At 60.7% G+C, this 15,070-nt stretch carries 14 protein-coding genes; 10 read left to right on the forward strand and 4 right to left on the reverse strand.

The window, feature by feature from the left end; genetic code table 11:
* Nucleotides 1–94: 94 nt before the first annotated feature.
* Nucleotides 95–580 carry a hypothetical protein gene (locus NKJ81_RS10610; protein WP_352540399.1) on the forward strand — a complete coding sequence of 162 codons (486 nt, stop codon included), beginning with the start codon at nucleotides 95–97 and terminating at the stop codon, nucleotides 578–580.
* A 27-nt stretch (nucleotides 581–607) separates the two neighbouring features.
* Here NKJ81_RS10610 and NKJ81_RS10615 read toward each other — a convergent pair whose 3' ends face one another.
* A complete protein-coding gene (locus NKJ81_RS10615) occupies nucleotides 608–1,639 on the reverse strand; it encodes a hydroxyacid dehydrogenase (protein ID WP_352540400.1) in 1,032 nt (343 codons plus the stop codon).
* Nucleotides 1,640–1,814: 175 nt separating this feature from the next.
* Between NKJ81_RS10615 and NKJ81_RS10620 the strand changes: the two genes are divergently transcribed.
* Both NKJ81_RS10620 and NKJ81_RS10625 read left to right on the forward strand, forming a co-directional pair.
* Nucleotides 1,815–3,251 (forward strand): aldehyde dehydrogenase family protein, encoded by a 1,437-nt coding sequence (locus NKJ81_RS10620; protein ID WP_352540498.1) that lies wholly within the window; start codon nucleotides 1,815–1,817, stop codon nucleotides 3,249–3,251.
* 37 nt (nucleotides 3,252–3,288) lie between these two features.
* The gene (locus NKJ81_RS10625) at nucleotides 3,289–3,870 is read left to right on the forward strand and encodes a DUF1349 domain-containing protein (RefSeq protein ID WP_352540401.1); all 582 of its coding nucleotides are present in this window, start codon (nucleotides 3,289–3,291) and stop codon (nucleotides 3,868–3,870) included.
* A gap of 40 nt (nucleotides 3,871–3,910) precedes the next feature.
* Here NKJ81_RS10625 and NKJ81_RS10630 read toward each other — a convergent pair whose 3' ends face one another.
* The gene (locus NKJ81_RS10630; RefSeq protein ID WP_352448445.1) at nucleotides 3,911–4,663 is read right to left on the reverse strand and encodes an SDR family NAD(P)-dependent oxidoreductase; all 753 of its coding nucleotides are present in this window, start codon (nucleotides 4,661–4,663) and stop codon (nucleotides 3,911–3,913) included.
* A 328-nt stretch (nucleotides 4,664–4,991) separates the two neighbouring features.
* Here NKJ81_RS10630 and NKJ81_RS10635 point away from each other — a divergent pair, with 328 nt between their 5' ends.
* A complete protein-coding gene (locus NKJ81_RS10635; RefSeq protein ID WP_352540402.1) occupies nucleotides 4,992–6,263 on the forward strand; it encodes an O-antigen ligase family protein in 1,272 nt (423 codons plus the stop codon).
* A 125-nt stretch (nucleotides 6,264–6,388) separates the two neighbouring features.
* Here the strand turns inward: NKJ81_RS10635 and NKJ81_RS10640 are convergent, their stop codons facing one another.
* Both NKJ81_RS10640 and NKJ81_RS10645 read right to left on the reverse strand, forming a co-directional pair.
* On the reverse strand, nucleotides 6,389–7,600 hold the full coding sequence (locus tag NKJ81_RS10640) for a polysaccharide biosynthesis/export family protein (protein ID WP_352540403.1): 1,212 nt from the start codon (nucleotides 7,598–7,600) through the stop codon (nucleotides 6,389–6,391).
* Nucleotides 7,601–7,807: 207 nt separating this feature from the next.
* Nucleotides 7,808–8,485 (reverse strand): sugar transferase, encoded by a 678-nt coding sequence (locus NKJ81_RS10645; protein WP_023676307.1) that lies wholly within the window; start codon nucleotides 8,483–8,485, stop codon nucleotides 7,808–7,810.
* A 557-nt stretch (nucleotides 8,486–9,042) separates the two neighbouring features.
* Between NKJ81_RS10645 and NKJ81_RS10650 the strand changes: the two genes are divergently transcribed.
* The 6 genes from NKJ81_RS10650 to NKJ81_RS10675 all read left to right on the forward strand — a co-directional run bounded on the left by NKJ81_RS10650 (nucleotide 9,043) and on the right by NKJ81_RS10675 (nucleotide 15,037).
* Nucleotides 9,043–9,363, forward strand: a complete 321-nt coding sequence (locus NKJ81_RS10650) for an exopolysaccharide production repressor protein (protein WP_352469919.1) — start codon at nucleotides 9,043–9,045, stop codon at nucleotides 9,361–9,363.
* Between the two features lie 455 nt (nucleotides 9,364–9,818).
* Nucleotides 9,819–10,841, forward strand: coding sequence for a glycosyltransferase family 2 protein (locus tag NKJ81_RS10655; protein ID WP_352469920.1), 1,023 nt, complete (start codon nucleotides 9,819–9,821; stop codon nucleotides 10,839–10,841).
* 269 nt (nucleotides 10,842–11,110) lie between these two features.
* A complete protein-coding gene (locus NKJ81_RS10660) occupies nucleotides 11,111–11,485 on the forward strand; it encodes a hypothetical protein (RefSeq protein WP_352540404.1) in 375 nt (124 codons plus the stop codon).
* 157 nt (nucleotides 11,486–11,642) lie between these two features.
* On the forward strand, nucleotides 11,643–12,509 hold the full coding sequence (gene exoK, locus NKJ81_RS10665) for an endo-1,3-1,4-beta-glycanase ExoK (protein ID WP_352540405.1): 867 nt from the start codon (nucleotides 11,643–11,645) through the stop codon (nucleotides 12,507–12,509).
* 85 nt (nucleotides 12,510–12,594) lie between these two features.
* Complete coding sequence (locus tag NKJ81_RS10670; protein ID WP_352448451.1) at nucleotides 12,595–13,926, forward strand: UDP-glucose dehydrogenase family protein; 1,332 nt, start codon at nucleotides 12,595–12,597, stop codon at nucleotides 13,924–13,926.
* Nucleotides 13,927–13,957: 31 nt separating this feature from the next.
* Entirely contained in the window at nucleotides 13,958–15,037 is a 1,080-nt protein-coding gene (locus NKJ81_RS10675; RefSeq protein ID WP_352540406.1) for a glycosyltransferase, read from the forward strand.
* Nucleotides 15,038–15,070: the final 33 nt, after the last annotated feature.

Raw genomic sequence — 15,070 nt, forward strand, 5'->3', positions numbered from 1 at the left:
GAACTCTGCCGTGCCGCTGCATGATGCTTACTAGCAATTTACAAACCATGGGCTACCAACGTTCTGACTTCGATTCGCTCGGAACGGGAGCCTCATGAGCAAAGCCCTGACCTCATTCGCGCTTGCCGCCGCGCTGACGGCCTTGCTGATGGCGCTCTGCCTGATGGTGGCCAGGCATGGCTATCCCTATGGCGCGATCGGTGCCAAGCGCTTGAGCGACATCGCCGATGCGGGGACGTTCATTCCGCTCGCGGCGATGTATTTTTTCAGCGCACTGCTGATGATGGTTCTGCCGATCAGGCTCGCTGGCATCGTCCTGACACATGCCGCCGATGCGATCTTCTGGACGGTCATCGTGTTGTTTGCGGTCATCGTTGGATGTCTCGCCGCGAGATTTGCTTTCGGTCAGCGCGATGTGCTCCCGCCACTGCTGAACTGGCGGTTCCTGTTTGTCGCAGCCGTCGTCGGATGCCATCTCTTCATCAACGAGCTGCGCCGGAACATCCTGTTGCGAAGCCTGTTCTTCGTCGTCTTCGCCGCAGCGACACTGGCCTGCCTGTTTTGGTCCTTCACCATCTGAGCATGTGCGACCCGTCGGGCAGACGGCCTAATTCTTGTCGACCGGCTTCGAACGCATTCGCGAAACGGTCTCACGCTCGGCCCGCTTCGAACGCATCGGCGGCAGGCCGCGGTCGACCAGGTCCATGTCTTCCAGCACCATGTCGCCCATCCGCTTGAAAGCGATGTCGAGCGCACCGGCCCGGTGGGCGGAGCGCAGGAACCCCGGCAATGTGCGGACCGGGTGATCCTGGGCAAGCGGCTCCTCAGGAAAAACATCGCTGGCGGCGACGATATGGCCGCTGCGGACGATGTCCATCAGTGCCGGGAAATCGACCACGCCGGCTCGGCTGAGCAGGATGAAAGCGGCTCCCTTGCGCATCCTGGCAAACGCCTCGGCGCCGAGGAAGCCCTGGTTTTCGCTAGTCACGGAAGCGACGACGAAGACGAAATCGCTGTTCGACAGAACGTCATCGAGAGAGGCCGGCTCGACGCCGTTTTCGATCAGGATCGACGGCGGCAGCCACGGGTCGAAGACCTTTGTCCGCGTGCGAAAGCCTGACAGCAGCCGGTTGAGCGCACGGCCAAGATCGCCGAAGCCGATAATGCCGACATCCGCGCCGGAAAGAAGGCGTGCCGTCCGGTTGCCGGCGCCGCCCCACAGCTCCTTGCCCTGACGAAATGCGAGATCGGCGTCGACGATGCCGCGGGCGAGGTTGAGCGCCATGGCAAGGCCGAGCTCGGCCACCGGTTCGGCAAACACCAGCCCGGTGGTGACGACATGGATGCCGCGCGAAAACAGCGTCTCGTAGGGCATGTTGTTGATGAGGTTGCTCTCGACATTGAAGATGCAGCGCAGCGCCTTCATTCTTTCCAGCGTCTCCGGCGCGATAGGTGGCTGGCCGACGATGTAGCGCGCCTCGGCAAGGATATCGGCCGGCAGCGCCGCCACCGCTTCGGGCGATATTTCGATGATGCGGTATTTCGATCGAAATTTCGCCAGCGCAGCCGGCGTGAAGATCAGGTCGAGCGTGCGCGGTTCGGGTGCGCTGATCACCAGTGGCAAGGCGCTGTCGGACATGATGATTTCCTCCCGTGCGATCCGCGTCGCACCACACTAGAATCGTCTTCCCCGCCCCGACACCTATCACATGCCTGTCGAGGAGGAGAAGTTTGCCTGGCTTCGGCCTTGCGGTGCAGCGGTCGGTGGTCCAGATAGACGGCGATCGAAGGACGACAAGGAAGACAGCGACATGATCCCGTTTCGAAAGAACCTCATCGATGGAGAGTGGGTAGGCGATGCCGGCTCCCGTAACATCAACCCGTCCAATCTCGACGACGTGGTCGGCGAATATGCATCGGGAGGCGCCGAGCACGCCCGGCAGGCCATCGCGGCGGCGAAGGCGGCATTTCCCGCGTGGTCCCGATCGGGCCTGCTGGCCCGCCATGCGGTGCTGAGGAAGGCGTCGGACGAGATCACCGCGCGGGAAGATGAAATCGGCCGGGCGTTGGCGCGCGAGGAAGGCAAGACGCTGGTCGAGGGCATCGGCGAGACTGTCCGCGCCGCCCAGATATTCGACTTCTTCGCCGGCGAGACGCTGCGCCTGTCGGGCGAGCTGGTGCCGAGCGTGCGGCCCGGCGTCGGCGTCGAGATCACCCGTGAAGCGGTCGGCGTCGTCGGCATCATCACGCCGTGGAATTTTCCGATCGCCATTCCGGCTTGGAAAATCGCTCCGGCGCTGGCCTACGGCAACACCATCGTCTTCAAGCCGGCGGAACTCGTTCCGGAGAGCGCCTGGACTATTGTCGACATCCTACACCGCGCCGGGCTGCCCAAGGGTGTGCTCAACCTGGTGATGGGCAAAGGTTCGGTGGTCGGCCAGGCCATGCTCGACAGTCCTGACCTCAACGCGATCACCTTCACCGGATCGGTCGGCACCGGCAAGCGCGTCGCCGCCGCCAGCGTCGAGCACATGCGCAAGTTCCAGCTCGAAATGGGCGGCAAGAACCCGCTTGTCGTGCTCGACGATGCCGACCTTGCCGTCGCTGTCGACTGCGCCATCAACGGTGCCTACTTCTCGACCGGCCAGCGCTGCACGGCGTCGTCACGGCTGGTGGTGACGGACGGCATTCACGACCGCTTCGTCGAGGCGCTCAAGGACCGCATGGCCAAGTTGGTCGTCGGCGACGCTCTCGATGCCAAGACCCAGATCGGGCCGGTTGTCGACCAGAGCCAGTTGAAACAGGACGAGGACTATATCGCCATCGGACGTCAGGAAGGTGCCGATCTCGCCTTCGGCGGCGAGCGGCTCGATCGTGAAACCCGCGGCTTCTATTTGCAGCCGGCGCTGTTCACCGAAACCACCAACGCCATGCGCATCTCGCGCGAGGAGATTTTCGGACCGGTCGCCAACGTCATCCGCGTCAAGGATTATGACGAGGCGCTGGCGGTGGCCAACGACACGCCGTTCGGCCTGACCTCCGGCATCTGCACCTCGAGCCTCAAGCATGCCACGCACTTCAAGCGCAATTCGGAAGCCGGCATGGTCATGGTCAATCTGCCGACGGCGGGCGTCGACTTCCACGTGCCTTTCGGCGGGCGCAAGGGATCGAGCTACGGCCCGCGCGAGCAGGGCCGCTATGCCGCAGAGTTCTACACCACGGTGAAGACCGCTTACACGTTTTCCGGCTAAGAAAAGGCGGCAGACCAGCCAGGCAGCGAGCAAGTCGATGGCATCTGAGAATACGGACCTGACCTGGCTCAATCCGCCGCCGCACCACGCCTTCGGCAACAATACGGTGCATGTACGGACCGGCGAGGAGACCGACTTCTGGCGCGAGACGTTCTACGGCTTCTGGCGCGACAATGGCCATTTCCTCTATCGTGAGGTCGAGGGCGATTTCAGCGCCGAAGTCACGGTCAAGGGGCACTATGAGGTGCTTTACGATCAGGCCGGGCTTATGGTCCGCCTGAGCGAGACGCACTGGATCAAGGCCGGCATCGAATACACTGACGGGCTGATGTATTTTTCCGTCGTCGTCACCAACGATGCCTCCGACTGGTCGCTGGCCAGCATACCGGCCGATCCGGACGGGGTCAGGATCCGCCTGACCCGCCATGCCGAGACGGTCCGCGTCCAGTATCGCGACGCATTCGACAAGCACTGGAAACCGGTGCGGCTTGCCTATTTCCCCCCGTCGAAAACGGTCGATGTCGGCATGATGTGCTGTTCGCCGCAGCGCGAGGGCTTCGAGGTGACATTCAGCGATTTTTCGATCGGCCCGCCGATCTCGCGAGAACTTCACGACTAAGGCGCCGCGATCCGGTCGCGCGGTTTGCGTCCGGCCTGCCTCAGTAGGTCGCCCGGCCGCCGGAGACGTCGAAGACGGCCGCCGTTGTGAACGAGCATTCCTCGGACGCGATCCAGCAAATCAGCGCCGCCACCTCCTCGACCTCGCCGAACCGCGCCATTGGTATTTTGGACAGCATAAAGTCGATGTGTTGCTGGCTCATCTGCTGGAAGATCGCGGTGCGCACGGCCGCCGGCGTGACGCAGTTCACCGTTACTTTGGTCTTGGCCAGTTCCTTGCCGAGCGATTTGGTCATGCCGATCACCGCCGCCTTGGAGGTGCTGTAGGCCGAGGCGTTCGGGTTACCTTCCTTGCCGGCAATCGAGGCGATGTTGATGATCCTGCCGTAATTGCGTTCGAGCATATGCGGGACCAGCGCCTTGTTGCAGAAGAAGACGCCGTTGATGTTGATGTCGGTGACCCGGCGCCAATCCTCCACCGAATACTCCCAGGTCGTCATGTTCGGCCCGGTGATGGCAGCACTGGTGACAAGGACATCGACCGCGCCAAGCGCTTCGATCGTCTCTCCGGCGGCGGCTTCGACCGCTATGGGGTCGGCGACGTCTAAGGTGACGCTGTGCAGGCCTGGAACAATGGCCTTGGCCTGCTCGATCTGGGCGGCATCGCGATCCCAGACCGAAACACGCCCGCCTTCGCCAGTGATCCTTTGCGCGACGGCCAGGCCGATGCCTGAGGCGCCGCCGGTGATAACAGCAGATCGTCCGGCAAATCGTCCCGCGAAACTCATCGGCATGTGGTCTTCCTCCCAATTGGCGGCGAATGTGAAGTCAACGGCGGACAAGTTCAAGCGCGGACTTGCAACCTCAGAACAGCTTATGATGGGCCAGCACCGGTCAATTGTACGGCACTGCCTTCTGGCCAAATCGTCTCGCCCGGTATGGAGAGAACGGCTGGAACGACGCGCCCGGTTGGCATCCGGGTGACAGGCGGCGCCGGATGGGTTATATTGCACTGCACAATGCGAGCGCCTGCCGGCGAGGCTCCCATCGATCCGACGAATCGGCCCACGAGCGGCCCATGAAATCGGCATTGAGCTGCAAGGACGGAAAACCGCTATCGAGATGAAGATTCCAAAATCTCTGTTGATCGATCCGGACAAGAACACGGTCTATGGCAGCTTTGCCGTTGCCGTCTCGATCTGGGCGTTTTCCTACTCGACCATTTTCGGCCAGGCCATGATCCTGGCCTACTATGCAGTCTGGCTACCGCTCATCCTGGTCGACTACCGCAAGATATTAAGGCACGCTTCCAGCGCCTGGCTTCCGCTGGCCTTTGCAACCTATGTCTGCTTCTCGGTGTTCTGGTCGGCGGCTCCCGGCACCACGGCAAGAACGGCCGTCCAATATTGCTCCCATATCGCCTGCGCCTACATTGCCGCGCGCACCGTCAGCGTCCGGACCTTGACCATAGGCGCCCTGATCGGGATTTTCGTCGTCCTGCTCTACTCGCTCAAGGTCGCGAGCTATTCCTACGATGTTCTCGATGGGACGTATAATTTCGTCGGCGCGTTCAGCTCCAAGAACCAGATCGGCTTTGTCGCATCGCTTGGCATCTATTTCTGCGTTGTCTACCTGGCCTTTCTCAGGCGCGGCCGGATAAGCTGTTTGTTGATCGTACCGATTGTCCTTCTATCGGGCTATCTGCTGGTGGTGTCGCATTCCGCCACTTCGATGGCATCTACCCCCGCGGTTCTCGCTCTGGTCGCCCTGCTTTCCATCGGCAAGCTGCTTTCGCTCCGCCATCGCCGGGTAATTTTCATAATCGGTGCGGGCGGGCTGGTCTCCTGCACCGTGATTGCGCTGAATCTCGGGCTGATGGACTTTGTCCTTGGCCTTTTCGGCAAGGATTCGACGCTCACCGGACGAACCTACCTCTGGCAACAGGGCTGGAATGCCGCGCAGCAATCGCCCATCCTCGGCGTCGGCTACGCGGCTTATTGGGTGCAGGGCTTCTCCGAGGCCGAGCGGCTGTGGAACGAATTCTATATCGCCGCGCGAAGCGGCTTCCACTTCCACAACACCTACATCGAGACCTTGGTGGAACTCGGCTTCGTCGGCGCGACACTGCTTTCGCTGATCATCCTGCGCACGCTCTGGGGTCACGTCTCGGCGCTGATATTCAGGACATGGCAAGCCGACTCCGTGATTCTTGCCGGCGTCATGGTGCTTCTGTTCATCCGATCCTTCGTCGAGGTCGAGACCCTCAATCCCTACATCATGGGATCGTTCCTGCTGTACTACAGCTACTTCAAGCTGGTGAGGGTGCCGGCCGTCGCTCCTTCCCGGTGGAGCGCCGTGAACCATCTTGAGGAACCGGACGCCGTGCGAGGCTAGAGCGGGCGGATCCAGGCGGTTCGTTGCCCGAAGGCCGCCTTGTTTTCTGACCCATAAGATCCCAAACGCAAAAACCCCGCAGACCGCTGCCTGCGGGGTTGGTGCTTTGCTCCGGTGGAAAGAAGCTACTGGATGGCCAGGGGCGCCGGTTTGACCTTGATCACGTCCCCTGGCAGCACCGGCGTGTCTTCATCGGCGGTGATTTCGCTGGTCTTGCCGTCGACCACCCGCACCAGGGAAAATGATAAGGCCGCTGGTTCGTTGTTGCCGTAGAATTGCGGCATGGGGCTGCCCGACAAGGCTTCGGACATCAAGGCCTTTTCCATATTCAGCTTCAGCGTCACCTCGTTGAGATCGGCTTCCGTCTGTTGCCGGTCGGTCGCGAGGCTGGAGTTCTGGGTATTCTCGAGATCGATGGCGTCCTGGGTGGCCTTGCTGATCGACTGCTTGGCCGTGAGAATCGCCGTTTCGTAATCCAGGATCTGGCCCTCGAGATCGGCGATGGTTTGCTGCGAGTTCAAAACCCGCGTGTTGACGACCAGGCCCTTTTGCGCCAGCGAGCCGATGCCGTTGAGCTGCTCCTTCGCCAGATCAACCTGCTTCTGCTGGTTGACGATCTTTTTCTGCAGCGAATCGATCTCGCTCTGCAGCAGCGCCTTCAAATCGTCGAGCGCCTGCAAGCGCAGCTTGAGTTTCTTCTGGTCGGCCGCCAGGATCGCCGTCTCATCGGCAACGATGCTGGGCAGCTTCGGATCGTCGGCCACCTCTTTCGGCACCGCGAATGCCGGCTTGTCCGCCAGTTCCGCTTCGATGCGGGCGCGCTTGACGGTCAGCCTGACCAATTGGTCTTGTAATACGTCGAAATTGCCCTTCGCATTGATCAGGTCGCGGTCGTAGCGCTGCCCGCTCTCCGGGTTCCGCCGGGCTCCGCCGGCAATGCTCATCGCTTTCAGCACGGACAACCCAGGCACACAAGGATACTGGCCGGGCGATTGCACCTCGCCGGAGATGTAGAATGGCCGGTACTGTGCCATTTCGACGGAAGCCTCCGGCTTGTCGGCCAGAGCGAGCTTGCGCTGCAGCGCCTCGCCGAGCGATGCGGCGATCTCCGAAGTCGTCTTGCCGGATGCGGGCATCTCGCCGACGAAGGGAACCGACAAGGTTCCAGCGGGCCCGACCGTGTATTCTCCATTGATGGCCGACCAGTCACGGAACGTGCCTTCGACGGTCTGCCATTCCGCCACGCGAATGGTCAGCTTGTCCTGTGCTCCTAGGCGATAGTCGTCGGCGAAGGCAAACTGTGGCAAGGCGAGCGACAGCGTCAGGCCGGTCGCCATTGTAAGGCAAGTCGTCAAAAGCCGTACTCGCCGCATGCGTCTGGAGAGAATACCGGTGCAAAAAATATCGATTATATCTGCTTTCAACTGAGCGTTTCCGATCTGGTTTGCCCCGCCCGATGAGCTGCCGATGCCTGAGTTAGGGGCCTGAGTTCCAGGCCCGAATTCTGGACAGTCGCTCCTCGATGCACGGCCAGCAAGCGGCCGTCAGTAGCAGCCTCGCGACATCCAGACCGCGGGTACGGTCTTGATGATGATGCGGATGTCTTCGAACATCGACCAGTTCTCGACATAGTGCCTGTCGAATGCGACGCGGCTGTCATACGAAACATCGTTGCGTCCGCTGACCTGCCACAGCCCTGTCAGGCCGGGGCGCGATTTAAGATAATAGACGGCCGAATTGCCATAAATCTCCAGCTCATCGCGCACCACGGGACGAGGCCCGACCAGGCTCATATCCCCCTGCAGGATGTTGATGATCTGCGGCAACTCATCGAGGCTGAGCTTCCTCAGCACCGCTCCGACGCGCGTGATCCGCGGGTCGTTCTTCAACTTGCGGGTCGCTATCCATTCGGCGTTGGCCTCCGGATTCGCGGCGAGATAGGCAGCAAGCACCCGCTCGCCGTCTGGAACCATGGTGCGGAACTTGAGGCACGGAAAAATCCGTCCTCCGCGGCCGATCCGGCTGTGACCATAGAAAATCGGCCCGCCATCGGAAAACCTGACAAGCAGCGCTATCATCACGAACAGCGGGCTGAGAGCGACCAGGCCGATCAGCGAACCGACAATATCGAAGCTGCGTTTGAGCAGGCCGCCAATCGGTGGCGGAAAATCGACGCCGGCCTGCGAAAAATCCGCATCGGCCGGCTTGGCTACGTCCCTCATGCGTAAACTCCATACGTTGAACGGATGGTTTACCGCACGATACCAAAAAAATGTTGCAGCGCAACACACAATTTCCCAGACGGCTGTAATAGTCGCGTCATGAACTGACTAAATAATAAACTCGTCCTGCACAAAATTTCGCCTTTATGTCGCAAAAGAGACAGATTATGGGCAATTTTGGAAAAACTAGTCCTATTTTGGGGCTGATTTTAGGCGAATCGCTCTTTATACCCTCCTGTGGAGCTTTGCCGTCATTTAGAATTTCAAGATAATGACTGATGTTATGCTAAAATACTATTCAATATTATAAATCTTACTGGAGTGAGTCGATATCCGGCAATCAGTGTGATGCCGACGTGTGCGTTGCACCATGGCAGAGTCGATCCCGAGGATTCGTTTAAAATTTATTGCGCAGCTGCCCTTGCCGCCTATTGCGCGGCTCAATAGAGTTGCAAATTGTTTCTGTCGGACTATGGACAGATTGGGCTAGGCCGGAAGCAACCGGCCAGAAGCGGGCAACCTAAATAAGCTCGCAGAGTTTAAGGGAGGTGCTCGGGGTGGGCTTGTCGACATTTTTTCCCGAGCCGGTTGATGGGCTATCGGGTATGTCACTGCCAAAGTTCATTATCGGAATGTGTTTTGCGCTGGCGATCGTGATCGTCTGGTCCTATTTAGGCGGCGCCTCGCTCGGTACGACGCTGTTTCGTGTCATCGGCTGCGCTATAGTCATCCAACTGGGTTATTTTCTGCTGGTCTTTGCCATGGTTGCCAGAAATGCCCCGACCCCGGCCGACAAAATCCGCGACGCTGAACGAAAGCTGAGTTCGAACGAAGCGGCCGAAGCCGAGAAACTCAGCGCCAGGAGAGGCCTTCACTGATTTCGGGCCTGGCCGCGGTCTGCGATGTCCATGTGACCTGTGGTTAAGCTCGCCGGTCCCCTGACGAATTGCTCACCTCAACGACACGGGCAGTCGGCATTCCTGTTCTTTCAATTCCTTGACACTGCGGGCCTCGACGCGCTCGCTCCGCCCCGCCGCCGTCCGGTCGGCGAGGATCAGCAACTGGTTTCTGCCAGTTGAGCGCTCTGATGGAGCGTGTAGGAACGGCTCTGCCAAGCGGCGCATTTCTGGAGCCATCCCGATTGAGGCTCGCCGCCTACCCAACCGGGCCATGACACCCAGCAAAATGAAAAACTGGACGGCGCCGATGATTTTGGCGATGCTTGCTTCGCACTTGCAGCATAGGCGTTTGGGCCGATGCATTTCAGGATGGGCGGTGGGGCATTGAGCGGACGGGGCGAGGAAATCCGCAACGGCTTCTGCAACCGAGAGGCATGTCTATGACATCATTCCAGGTCTGCGTGATCATCGCCGCCCGCAATGCGGCGCGGACAATCCCGGCTGCCATTGCATCGGCATTACGCGAGCCTGAGGTTGCGGAGGTTGTCGTCGTCGACGACGCGTCCACCGACGATACCGCGAAAGTCGCCCACGCGGCCGGCGACGGCACGGGCCGTCTTTCCGTCATCCGCTTCGATGCCAATCGCGGCCCATCCTTTGCACGCAACGCCGCGATTGCCGGTTCCAGGTCGCCGTTCATCAGCATTCTGGACGCTGATGATTTCTTTTTCGAAGGCAGGTTTCACAGACTGTTCGCCAGCACCGATTGGGATTTCGCCGCAGACAACATCATGCTTGTCAGGGATGACGCGGCAACCGACGTTTCGAAAATCGTGGCTCCACCGTTCTCGCCCGAGCCGGAATTCCTCGATTTCGAGGGTTTCATCGACGCCAACATCTCCAGGCGCCGTGTGCAACGAGGGGAACTGGGGTTCCTCAAACCCGTGATCAGCCGCGCCTTCCTCGATCGGCATGGGCTGCGCTACGACGAGAAGCTGCGCCTGGGTGAAGACTATGAACTCTATGCGCGCGCGGTTGCCCTTGGCGCGCGCTTCAAGGTCATCAAATCCTGTGGCTACGGCGCGATCGTGCGCGCCGATTCGCTGAGCGGACGGCACAAGACCCAGGACCTGAAGCATCTGGCCGATGCCGACCTGGCACTGCTTGCGATCGACAGTTTGCCGGAGGCATCGAAGGCTGCGCTGAGAAGGCACGAGCGGCACATCCGCGACAAATACCGGTTGCGGAAGTTTTTAGACGTGAAGGCTGAGCGCGGGTTGGCACCGGCCGCGGCCTACGCCTTGGCCGGCTCGTCCAACCTCACAGCCGTCGTCCGCGGCGTTGCCTCCGACAAGCTGGATGCGCTGTTTCGCCGCGCTGGTCTCGCTGCGAAGCGTCAGCATGTGCCGCCGCTGCGCTTCCTCATGGCCGGAACCAGCACGGCCAACGAAAGCTAGGCACGTCAACGTGCGATGGCGGTAGCCACTCCCTTACCCTTCGGTCGGCTCGCACCATTTCAACGAGATTCATGAGTTTACGATCTAGGTGGTTGCCTATGCGCGCAGGGAATGGCAATCTATGTTGCGGTGCAGCAATTTTGGACGGCCAACCGAACTGGCCCGAGACATACCCTGTCGGAGGAGCTGGACGATGCAAGAAATGTCTTTTGAATGTGGACGGGCACTAAGGCCGTTCACCAGCTCGACGATGATGGGGCGCTGACTGCATGGCCTCGATCTTTCGCTTCCGGTCGAGAGATCCGGCGCGCGACACGCAGACCGACACCTCGCGCCTTGATCGGTTGGCAAAGCTGCTGGACCAGATCTCGGCCGAAGTCGAGGCGGAGAAGAGCGGCCTTGAGAACCGCTACAGGACAACGGCTACCAATGCCGCCTTTCTGGTTGAGGCGATGGAGAACGGAGCGGTCTCCTCTCGCAGGTCTTCCGAAGTCGGCGAACTGACCAGGTCGATTCTGAATTGCGAGCGGCGCATCGCAGCGCTGTCGCGCCAGATGCAGAAGATGAAGGATCTCCGTCATTCGCTGGATGAAATCTTCGAAGAGAAGCGGCAGAACGGTCCCGACATAAGGACCGATTTGTGAAGCCCGCCGATTCCGGCACAGGCTGAGCGAACACCCGGGTCGGCGCAATGGTTTTAGGCACAAGACGGAGCTTGGGAGCGACAGAGGTCAAGATCAGGTTGTTTCGTCACGGTTCGAACGATCGCTTTGGGGGCGCACAGCACAAGGTGAGTTTGATATGAACGCAGATCTTAAAAGCACGCCCGCCCCGGCAACCGGAGGCACCCCGTTCACGCGCCCGATCCCAGGCAAGCTGCGGCGGCTCCGTTCAGACGGCGCGTTTCTGCTGGTCGTTCTCGGCAGTCTGGTTGCGGGCCTGGTGCCCGCCGGCGCGCAGGATCTCCCAACCGCGCCGTCCTTTGTCGATGATTTCACCAGCCTCAGTCGCGCGCGCTGGTACATTTCCGACGGCTGGACGAACGGCAAGCATCAGAACTGCACCTGGTCCAAAAACCTGATCGGGCTTTCCGACGGCATGCTGACGCTCGGTTTCGAGAAGCGCAAGCTGAAGGATCGCGAATTCGCCTGCGCCGAGATCCAGACCAAGCAGCGCTTCGGCTACGGTACCTACGAGGCGCGGATGAAGACCGACACGGGCTCTGGCGTCAACGCGGCATTCTTCAGCTTCGTCGGCGATGCCGACAAGCAGCCGCATGATGAAATCGACTTCGAGGTGCTGACCAAGGACACGTCCAAGGTTCAGGTCAACGCCTACATAGCCGGCAAAGGCAAGAACGAGAAACTGGTCGACGTCGCCGGCGGCACCGACAAGGCCTTCAACGACTACGCCTTCGTCTGGGAAAAGGACCGGCTGCGCTGGTACGTCAACGGCAAGCTTGTCCACGAGATCACCGATCCGGCGAAGCTGCCCACCCATTCGCAAAGGATCTATTTCAGCCTGTGGGGCAGCGATACGATGAAGGGCTGGATGGGGCCGTTCTCGGATCCGGGCCGCAAGCTCACCATGCAGGTGGATCGTGTTGCATTCACTGCACTTGGCCAGCCCTGCCAATTCCCCGAATCGCTGGCATGCAAGACAAACTAGAAGCGCATCTGAACCGGCCGGGCCGAAGGTGGTCGGAAAACCGAAGCTAGAACAGGCCCGAAGCCTTGAACAGGGATGAAACCGAATGAATTTGACTGTCTTTGGAATCGGCTATGTCGGTCTTGTACAGGCGGCGGTGCTTGCCGAAGTCGGCCATCAGGTGGTCTGCGTCGACATCGATGCAAAAAAGGTCGAGCGGCTCAACCAGGGTCATGTCCCGATCTTCGAGCCTGGGCTCGAAAACATGGTCAAGGAGAACCATGCCGCCGGCCGCATCAAGTTCACCACCGACGCCGCCGCGGCGATCAAGCATGGCCAGATCCAGATGATCGCCGTCGGCACGCCGCCGGGCGAGGATGGTTCGGCCGACCTCAAATATGTGCTGGCCGTCGCCGAGGCCATCGGTCGTGAGATGGACGAGCCCAAGATCGTCGTCGGCAAGTCGACCGTGCCCGTCGGCACCTGCGAAAGGATAAAGGCCAGGATCGCCGCAACGCTGAAGGCGCGCGGGCGCGAGGATCTGGCTTTCGACGTCGCCTCCAATCCGGAATTCCTCAAGGAAGGGTCCGCTGTGAGCGACTGTATGAAGCCCGACCGGATCATCGTCGGCACCAGCAACGAGGACACCGAGGCGGTGATGCGCGAGCTCTACGCGCCGTTCAACCGCAACCACGAAAAGATGATCGTCATGGATGTGCGCAGTGCCGAGTTCACCAAATACGCGGCCAATTGCATGCTGGCGACCAAGATCAGCTTCATGAATGAAATGGCCAACCTGGCCGAGCAACTGGGCGCCGACATCGAGGAAGTCCGCAAGGGCATCGGCAGCGACCCGCGGATCGGCTACCACTTCATCTATCCGGGCCTCGGCTATGGCGGCTCGTGTTTCCCGAAGGATGTGCGTGCCCTGATCAAGACCGCCGAGGCCGTCAAGTTCGACGCCAAGCTGCTGCGTGCCGTCGAGGAGCGCAACAACCAGCAGAAGTCGGTCCTGTTCGAGAAGGTGGACCGCTATTTCAAGGGCAATCTCAAAGGCAAGACATTTGCGCTGTGGGGCTTGGCCTTCAAACCCAATACCGACGACATGCGCGAGGCCCCGGCCCGCACGCTGATGGAAGCGCTCTGGGCCGCCGGTGCCAATGTCCAGGCCTACGATCCCGAGGCGATGCAGGAATGCCAGGCGATCTACGGGCTCCGCGATGACCTGCAACTGTGCGGCACCAAGGAGGCCGCGTTGCGAGGCGCCGATGCGCTCTTGATCGTGACCGAGTGGAAAAGCTTCAGCGCGCCGTCTTTCGATGCGCTGAAGAACGCGCTGACCACGCCCGTTATCTTCGACGGACGCAATCTCTACGACCCCAAGGTCATTGCCCGCCACGGCATCGAATACCACAGCATCGGCAGAATGGCGGCGTGACGCTAGGGCGGTCCAGCAAGGAGCCAGGTCCATGAAAGTTCTGTTTGCGGGCGGTAACGGCTACACGCCGCAGTTCAGCGGTGGCGTTCAGTCGAGCACGCATCATCTGGTCGAGCAGCTGCGCGAGCACGGTCATGACGCCTCGGTTCTGGCGGCGCTGTTCGGTGACGGCATGTTCGGCTTGAAGGCGCGCGCCAAGATGAAGCTGCTTCGCCAGCGAGCGGTCATCGACAGCTATCCCGGCTATCCGGTCGTGCGGGCATGGTTTCCCTGGGAGGCGGCGCGCTTCGCGGTCGAACGGCTCGATCCCGATGTCGCCGTCGTGCAGTGCCACAAATCGGTGCCGATCGGAAAGGCGCTGCAGGCGCTCGGAATACCGCTGGTGGTCTATCTGCGGAACGTCGAATTCCACGAATTGGCCGGCGACCTGCGCGAATTGCATTCGGCGCTTTATATCGCCAATTCCGAATTCACTGCGCGCACCTATAAGGAAAGGTTCGGCATCGACTCGACCGTGATCCCGCCGACCATCAATCCCGGGCTCTACAGCACGCCGACCACCGGTGAATTCGTCACGCTGATCAATCCTTACAACGAAAAAGGGTTCGAACTCGCCGTGCGCATCGCCGGCCAATGCCCCGAAATTCCGTTCCTGTTCGTCGAAAGCTGGAAGCTCGACGACGACCATCGGGCGCAGATCGAACAGATCATCGCCCCGCTGCGCAACGTCAGGCTGGAAAGCCGCACCAGCGACATGAAGACGGTCTATGGCCGCACCAAGATCCTGCTGGCGCCCAGCAAATGGGAAGAGGCCTGGGGGCGGGTGGCATCCGAGGCCCATTGCAGCGGCATTCCAGTCGTCGGGTCCCGTCGCGGCGGCCTGCCGGAAGCGATTGGCGCCGGCGGCGTGGTGCTCGACTATGACGCACCGCTCGACAACTGGGTCGCCGCGGTCAGGCGACTATGGAGCGACAAGGCCGAGTACGACCGTCTGTCGGCGGCGGCGCAGCTGTTTTCGGAGCGGCCGCAAATGAACCCCGACAGCCAGTTCGCGACTTTTCTCGGCGTTCTCGACCGCGCCAGGCAAGGCGCGCTGGAGCGTGCCGCCTGATGTATTTCGTCCAAAGCCATGCATGTCGCCTAA

Source organism: Mesorhizobium sp. M0018, from assembly GCF_040323955.1.
GTDB lineage: Bacteria > Pseudomonadota > Alphaproteobacteria > Rhizobiales > Rhizobiaceae > Mesorhizobium.